The organism is Pseudomonas gingeri, assembly GCF_013385425.1.
In the GTDB taxonomy this organism is placed as follows: domain Bacteria; phylum Pseudomonadota; class Gammaproteobacteria; order Pseudomonadales; family Pseudomonadaceae; genus Aquipseudomonas; species Aquipseudomonas gingeri_D.
Genome location: NZ_JACAQA010000036.1, coordinates 52,328 through 59,178 on the forward strand (window position 1 = coordinate 52,328; position 6,851 = coordinate 59,178).

Annotated in this window: 6 protein-coding genes; 2 read left to right on the top strand and 4 right to left on the bottom strand. The window is 61.4% G+C overall.

Features of this window, described 5'->3' with window-relative positions; genetic code table 11:
• Nucleotides 1-11: 11 nt before the first annotated feature.
• Together HX830_RS29055 and HX830_RS29060 are read left to right on the top strand one after the other, a co-directional pair.
• Nucleotides 12-1,355 carry a TolC family outer membrane protein gene (locus HX830_RS29055; protein ID WP_177104098.1) on the top strand — a complete coding sequence of 448 codons (1,344 nt, stop codon included), beginning with the start codon at nucleotides 12-14 and terminating at the stop codon, nucleotides 1,353-1,355.
• Entirely contained in the window at nucleotides 1,327-1,611 is a 285-nt protein-coding gene (locus HX830_RS29060; RefSeq protein WP_371317553.1) for a helix-turn-helix domain-containing protein, read from the top strand. Before HX830_RS29055 ends, HX830_RS29060 begins: the two co-directional genes overlap by 29 nt.
• Before the next feature lie 55 nt (nucleotides 1,612-1,666).
• On the opposite strand, the gene HX830_RS29065 is transcribed toward HX830_RS29060, so the two are convergent.
• The 4 genes from HX830_RS29065 to HX830_RS29075 form a co-directional block, all read right to left on the bottom strand.
• The gene (locus HX830_RS29065) at nucleotides 1,667-4,150 is read right to left on the bottom strand and encodes an autotransporter outer membrane beta-barrel domain-containing protein (protein ID WP_103498467.1); all 2,484 of its coding nucleotides are present in this window, start codon (nucleotides 4,148-4,150) and stop codon (nucleotides 1,667-1,669) included.
• A 178-nt stretch (nucleotides 4,151-4,328) separates the two neighbouring features.
• A complete protein-coding gene (locus tag HX830_RS32255; RefSeq protein ID WP_248764398.1) occupies nucleotides 4,329-4,928 on the bottom strand; it encodes an autotransporter outer membrane beta-barrel domain-containing protein in 600 nt (199 codons plus the stop codon).
• On the bottom strand, nucleotides 4,831-5,430 hold the full coding sequence (locus HX830_RS32260; protein ID WP_249000953.1) for a hypothetical protein: 600 nt from the start codon (nucleotides 5,428-5,430) through the stop codon (nucleotides 4,831-4,833). The genes HX830_RS32255 and HX830_RS32260 overlap by 98 nt, the downstream gene beginning before the upstream one ends.
• A 172-nt stretch (nucleotides 5,431-5,602) precedes the next feature.
• Nucleotides 5,603-6,850, bottom strand: a complete 1,248-nt coding sequence (locus tag HX830_RS29075) for an autotransporter outer membrane beta-barrel domain-containing protein (protein WP_371317554.1) — start codon at nucleotides 6,848-6,850, stop codon at nucleotides 5,603-5,605.
• Nucleotide 6,851: the final 1 nt, after the last annotated feature.

Sequence of the window (6,851 nt, forward strand, 5' to 3'; positions counted from 1 at the left end):
GGTCTGCCGTCATGAAAATAGTTTTGATACCTGTTGCGCTGTTCGCGTTGATCGCCAGCCTCGAGAGCCATGCCCTGGGACCCTTTCAAGTGTATGAGTCGGCTTTGCTGCATGACCCGGTGTTCCAGGGGGCCATGAAGGCGCGCGATGCAGGGCGGGAAAGCGATGCCATTGGCCGGGCGGGGCTGCTGCCTCGGCTGTCCTACAGCCACAACCTGGGGCGTAATGAATCCAGGATCACCCAGCTCAGGGAGGCGGGCAGCAGCCATGACCAGCGCCGCTACCGCAGTGCCACCTCGGCACTGACCCTGCAGCAACCGCTGCTCGATTACGAAGCCTATGCGGCTTATCGCAAAGGCGTCGCCCAGTCGCTGTTTGCCGATGAGGTGTTTCGCAGCAAAAGCCAGGAGCTGCTGCTGCGGGTACTCAGTGCCTACACCCGGGCCTTGTTGGCCCAGGATCAGATCGAAATTGCCCAGGCCCGAAAAAAGGCCTTTGAGCAGCAGTTCCAGCGCAATACCCACCTGTTTCACCAGGGAGAGGGCGCGCGTACCGATATTCTCGAAGCCGAATCGCGTTTCGAGCTGGCAACGGCGCAGCAGATCGAGGCCCATGACGAACAGGAGGCCGCCTTGCGGGAGTTGGGGGCGTTGATGGGCAAACCAGGGATCGCCATCAATGATCTGGCGCCGCTGTCCGCGACTTTCCAGGCCTTTCCCATGGAGCCGGCGACCTTTGATCATTGGCATCGCATGGCGCTGGTCCAGAACCCGTTGCTGGCTTCTCAACGCCAGGCGGTCGAGGTGGCGAGGTTCGAGGTGGAGCGCAGCCGTGCCGGACACCTGCCCAAGGTCACGGCCTACGCCAGCCTGCGCAGATCGGAGTCCGATAGCAGCAGCACTTATGACCAGCGCAACAGCACCAATAGCATTGGCGTCGAGTTGAGCGTGCCGTTGTTTGCGGGGGGCGGCGTTTCGGCCTCCGTGCGCAAGGCCAGCCGGACCCTTGAGCAAACGGAGTACGAACTGGAGGCCAAGACCCGTGAGACGTTGATCGAGCTGCGTCGCCAGTTCAGCGCTTGCCTGTCGGGGGAGAGCAAATTACGCGCTTATCAGAAGGCCCTGGCTTCAGCGGAGTCGTTGGTGGATTCGACGCAAAAGAGCTTGCTGGGGGGCGAGCGGGTCAACCTCGATCTGCTGAATGCCGAACAACAACGGTTCAGTACCCGTAGCGAGCTGGCCAAGGCCCGTTACGACTATCTGATGGCATGGGTGAAGTTGCGTTTCCACGCCGGCATCCTGAATGAGGGCGATCTGGCCAGGATCGATGAGGTCTTTGTTGGCGATATCGGTTGATGAGCCACTGATTCAGGCCATTCAAGGCGAGCTTACCCAGGGCGTGATCGGTATCGGCGCGGCGGTCAGGCGCTTGCGTGTCGAGGTCACCGGCTTGCACCAGACTCAATTTGCTCGGATGTGCAGGATTTCGGTACGGACCCTTGTTCATATCGAGCACGAGGAGGGCAATCCGACGCTCAAGTCGTTGAACTCGGTGTTCAAACCCTTCGGGTTGCAGATGGGCGTGGTGCGACTTCGCAAGACTTCAGGCTGACGGGTTCGCGCCACCTTTTGCACGGCGGACGACTGGCCGAACAGCCCAAGCCCGGTTAAAAGGCCAGCGCCCACTGCCCCATGACGCCATGCTTGCGGCTGTTGCCGCCGACTTCCCCGCTGTAGCCGACGCCGAGGTTCTGGCGGGGCGATAACTTCAGGTCGAGGCCGGCCTCCAGCACCAGGCTGTCGCGGTCCAATGCACTGCTTTTGATCTTGAACGAATCGTCGTTCAGTGCCATCAGGTTCTGTTCAGTCTGGTGGGTGGTGCGGCCATACAGATGTTTCCAGCCGGCGCTCAGGTGTGGGGTCAGGCGCATGCCACTGTCCAGTGTGTACTGATTGGCCAGGCGGGCACCGAAGGTGCTGCTGAGATTGTCCTGGGTCTGTGCCTTGACGTTCAGGGCCGTGTCACCGCCTTTTTCCTTGAAACCCTCGTGGTGGTAGCGCTGATAACCGATATTGACGAACGGCTCCGCGTGCAGGTTGCCGCTACCCAGGTTGTAGCCGAGTTCGGCGAACGCTTGTTGGCTGTCGGCACGGTGGTTGCCTTTGAGGCGATCACTGAGGCCGGCGAAGTCCACGTTGCGCCGGGTTCTGCCCTCGTGGATGCTGTGTACCGCGCCGAGACGCAGCGCCAGGGGGCCGCTTTGGCGCAGGGCATAAGCACCCAGGTGCCAGCTATCGAGGTCACCCCCGAAGTCGGTGCCCTTGAGGCGGGTCTGTGATTTGCCGCCCAGCACCCCCAGGCGCCATTCCGAATCGAGCGCCCAATCGGCACCGAGGAGAAGGCCCCTGGTGTTCTGCTGCAGCACCTGGCTGCTCTGGCTGCGCTCGAACTTTCCGGAGTTGCCCAGGCCCTGGACCCAGAGTCGGCCATTGGCACCGTTACGACTCGAATCGCCGGTGGCGAGGGCGGTCGAACTCAGGGTCTGTCGATTGGCGGGGTCGCCCAGTTGCCGCATGGCCGAGAGCATGCTGCTGCTCACTTGGCTGGCACCACTCAAGGTTGCGTTACCCAGGTTGGCAGTGTGGCTGCTGGCGAGTTGCTCCAAGGCGCGTGTCAGCGTGGCTTCATTACTGGTGGTCAGGGCGGCGCCCACGGCCGGGACATCGTCCATCTCCTCGACATCAGCCATCGCCAGCTCAAGATCGCTGTCCATGTCGTCGTCCAGGCTCCTGCGCTTTCGTATGATGGATTTGTTCATGCCGTCCGAGAAAAATTCCTCGCGGCTGACGGCTTGGCCCTTGATCCCGGTGGTTACTTTCCCAAAACGTGTCAGGGGTTCCAGGTGTCTGGCAACGCTCTTGGCATTATCGGATTGCGCAAGACTCTCAAGGGCGACATCGTTACGCCGGTAGCTCAGTCCAACCTCCGTTTTGCCATAGCGGACCTCCGGGGTCATCAGCGCCAGGTCAGTGGTGACCTGGCCGAAGGTACCCTCCACGTTGCCCGCTCGCAGAAGAGTGTGCTGGCTGTTCACGGGCGCACGGCCTCCCGTCGCGTTTACCAGCAATGTGGCCCCACCCAAATTCGCTGTTCCCCCGACCTGGACGGTGGCGCTGCCACCATTGGCGTCGACCCCGTAGATCAACTTCGAACCTCGGCTCAAGGTGAGGTCCTGACCGATACTGGCAGCGCCCGATGCCCGATTGACCCGCAACGTACCCTTTACCAGCAAGCTATGGGTGTAACCCTGGCCGGTATACTCACCCTTGACCAGGGTCTGCCCGGTGATCGCACCCTGGTTGATCAGCTTCGCGCCCCAGGCAATCTCGGCGCCGTCACTGAAGTCGCCGCGGCTGAGCAGCGTCCAGGTCCCTGAATCGACATGGAGCTTTTCGAACCTGAGGGTGTCTCTGAGGGTTCCGCTCCCGGCGCCATTGAGAACCACCCGGTCGTAACCTTGACCGCCGTCGATAAATCCGCCGATTCGGGAGCCGCTGTGGAGGGACAGCACATCGTCGCCACCGCCGAGGTCAATCGTGGGACCGCCTCCGGAACCGATGATTGAACCGCTGTTGACGACGACGTCATTGAAGTTGCCTTCGAACTTTATGCCTCGGGCACCCTGGATGGTTCCCGAGTTTGTCACATGGGTCGTACCGCCGCCCTTTGCCAGAATGCCGTAGCCCTTGCCGCTGATCAGTGCCGACGAGCCGTTTGTAACGCTACCGTTGCCGATCACCAGGCCTGAGCCGAGCGGGTGGGTGCTTTCAATGGTCCCGGCGTTCGAGATACGGGCGACCTTGCCGATGCGGATGCCGTCATTGAGAGGGCTGCCCTTCTCTCCGAGACTACCGGTGATACGTCCCTTATTGTCCACGTTGCCATTGCCTTGGGCATAGACGCCGGCCCCGTCTCGACCGACGATTGTTCCCGCATTGAACAGCAAGAGATCCTCTTGGCTGGTAAGGCCATGGGAGTTATTGGAAATGATGCCCCTGTTGACGATGTCGGAGGCTTGAGTGTGTTGTGTCGCCGTTATGCCGAGGGCGAGCGTCACGGCGATGCTTAAACGAGGCTGAGTAAATTGCATTCCTTGTCACCTCAAGTTCAATTGAGATGAGAATGTAATTATTCGTTTCCCTGGCGGATGTCGGGCCTTGGGCTCCTGCTGTGCGAGACACGTCCTTGTTTGAGCGATGTTTGGTCCTGGGCAGGATTGACACCTTCCCGCGGCCCGGCCTGACCCGGCCGGGTGGCGGGAACCTTGTTTAAAAGGTCAGCCTCCATTGACCCATGACCCCATGATTACGCTGGTTGCTGCTGACTTCCCCGGTGTAGCCGACGCCGAGGTTCTGGCTGGGCGACAGCTTCAGGTCCAGGCCCGCTTCCAGCAGCAGGCTGTCGCGGTCCAGGGCGGCGCCTTTGACCTTGAAGCTGCGATCGTTCACCGTGAATTTCTGCTGGGTCGTGCTGCCAACGTCGCCATGCAGATGCTTCCAGCCAGCACTCAGGTGTGGGGTCAGGCTCATTTTATTGTCGAAGGGGGTGACGCTACTCGCGCGCAAGCCGAGGGTGCTGCTGAGGTTGCCGTGGGTCTGACTGCCGACGGCCAGGGCCGCTTCGCCGCCGCGCTCGGTGAAGCGGTCGTGGTGATAACGTTCGTAACCGAGGCCGGTGAAGGGTTCGACACGCAGGTCGGCGCCACCGAAGCTGTAGCCGACTTCGGCGAAAGCTTGTTGGCTGTTGGCGTCGTAGTCGCCTTTGAAACGATCACGGTAGCCATTGAACGCCACGTTGCGTCCGGTCTTGCCGGAATGGCTGCTGTACACCGCGCCGAGCCGCAGGGCCAGCGGGCCGCTTTGGCGCAGGGCGTAGACACTTGCCGACGTTGTAAATCTCCGCATCCCCGATGATCCGTATGCCATCGCCGTCGGCATCCAGGGTGCGTGCATCACCGGTGATGCTGGCGGAGTTGGTGACCTTGCCATTGCCCGTGGAATGGAATCCCGCGCCATTGAATCCGCTCACCTGGCCGCGGTTGGTGAGTTCTCCCGCGCGTCGGGTGCTGACGCCGTGACGCCCGCCCGAGAGGGTGCCGACATTGATCAGGGTGATATCGGAGGGGCCCAGGTCTATGCCGTCATGATGTTCACTGCTGATTTTCCCGTCGTTGACGATGCGTCCCTCAACGCGTCCGATGACCTTGATGGCGCTTCCGGTGATCGCTTGAATGTTGCCATCACGTTGATTGGTGTAGTCGATTGACGACTCGCTCAGCAAGACCGTATGGCCTTTCTTGGCGTGCAGGTGGCTGACATTCCCCTGCTGTTGAGGGGCTGAGGGCGTGGGGCTGGCGTGTGTGTCGCGCAAGACGACAGTCGTGAGTGCCAGCGTGACCGCGAGTGCTAGGCGATGAGGGGTGGGGGGCATTGGATTTCCGGCCTCGGATTGATTCGGGGCCGGAAATGTATCTATGTATTTAATCGATAAATGTCGGCCTTTTTACCTCCGACAGGCGGGATAAGTCCTTAGGTTCAAGGGATTAAAAACTCATCTTCCACTGCCCCATGACGCCATGGGTCCGGCTGCTATTGCCTACTTCACCGTTGTAGGCCACGCCGATGGAATGCCTGGCCGACAGGTTCAGATCCAGCCCGGCTTCGACCACCAGGGTGTCACGGTCCCGGGTGATCCCCTTGGTGTTGAAGACGTCGCCGGTCACCTGATTGGACTGGGTGCTGGTGCTCTCGACCGGACCGTACAGGTGTTTCCAGCCCGCGCTCAGGCGCGGGGCCAGGCTCATCTTGTTGTCCATGTGCTTGATGCTGGCGGTGCGCAGGCCCAGGGTGGTGTTGAAGTTGCTCTGGGTCTGGGCATCGGCCTTCAGCGCGGCTTCACCGCCTTTTTCCTTATAGCCCTGGCGCGAGTAGCGCTGGTAGCCGAGGCTGGCAAAAGGTTCGGCGCTCAGGCTGCCGCTGCCCAGGTTGTAGCCGAGTTCGGCGAAGGCCTGCTGGCTGTTGGCGTTGTAGTTGCCGGTGAGACGGTCCTTGTAACCGCTGAACTCCACGTTGCGTTCGGTCTTGCCATAGTGCTGGCTGTGGACCGCGCCGAGGCGCAGGGCCACGGGCCCGCTCTGGTGCAGGGCGTAGGTGCCGACATGCCAGCTGTCCAGGCCGCCTTCGAAGCGGTTGGCTTTATGCTTGGATTGCGACTTGCCGCCCAGCAGGCCCATGCGCCATTCATTGTCCAGGGCCCAGTCGACGCCCACCACCAGGCCTCGGGTGTCCTGTTCGAAGGCCTTCTGGCCTGCCGGTTGATCGAAGGCGCTGGCGTTGTTCAGGGCGTCTACCCACACACGACTTTCATTGGGCTTGATTTCCGAACGCCCCGACAGCGAGACCTGGCCGGGCGCGCCGTTTTGTCCGGCGAGCAGGCGCTGGGTGGGGTCATTGCCGAGCTGGCGCATGGCCGCGAGGGCGCTGTTGCCCACCTGGCTGGCACCACTGAGGGTGGCTGCACCCAGGCTGGCATTGCCGGCGCCGGAAAGCTGCATGCGGGCGTCTCTTTTTGCCGCCGTGCCCAGTTTGTTCAGGGCCGTGCGTATTGGGGAATCGACCGGCCTGGGGAATGGTTGGCCGACATTGCCGCCTTGTCCGCCCTTTGGATCATCCTGCTGGGGCTGGTTTGTGGTTTGAGCGGCAATAAGCTTTTGTTCCAGTTGGGCATTGTTCTGCCTCATATCGGAGACTTCTTTACTGAGGTCAGCGATGGCGTTGGTGTTGTCGGTGATC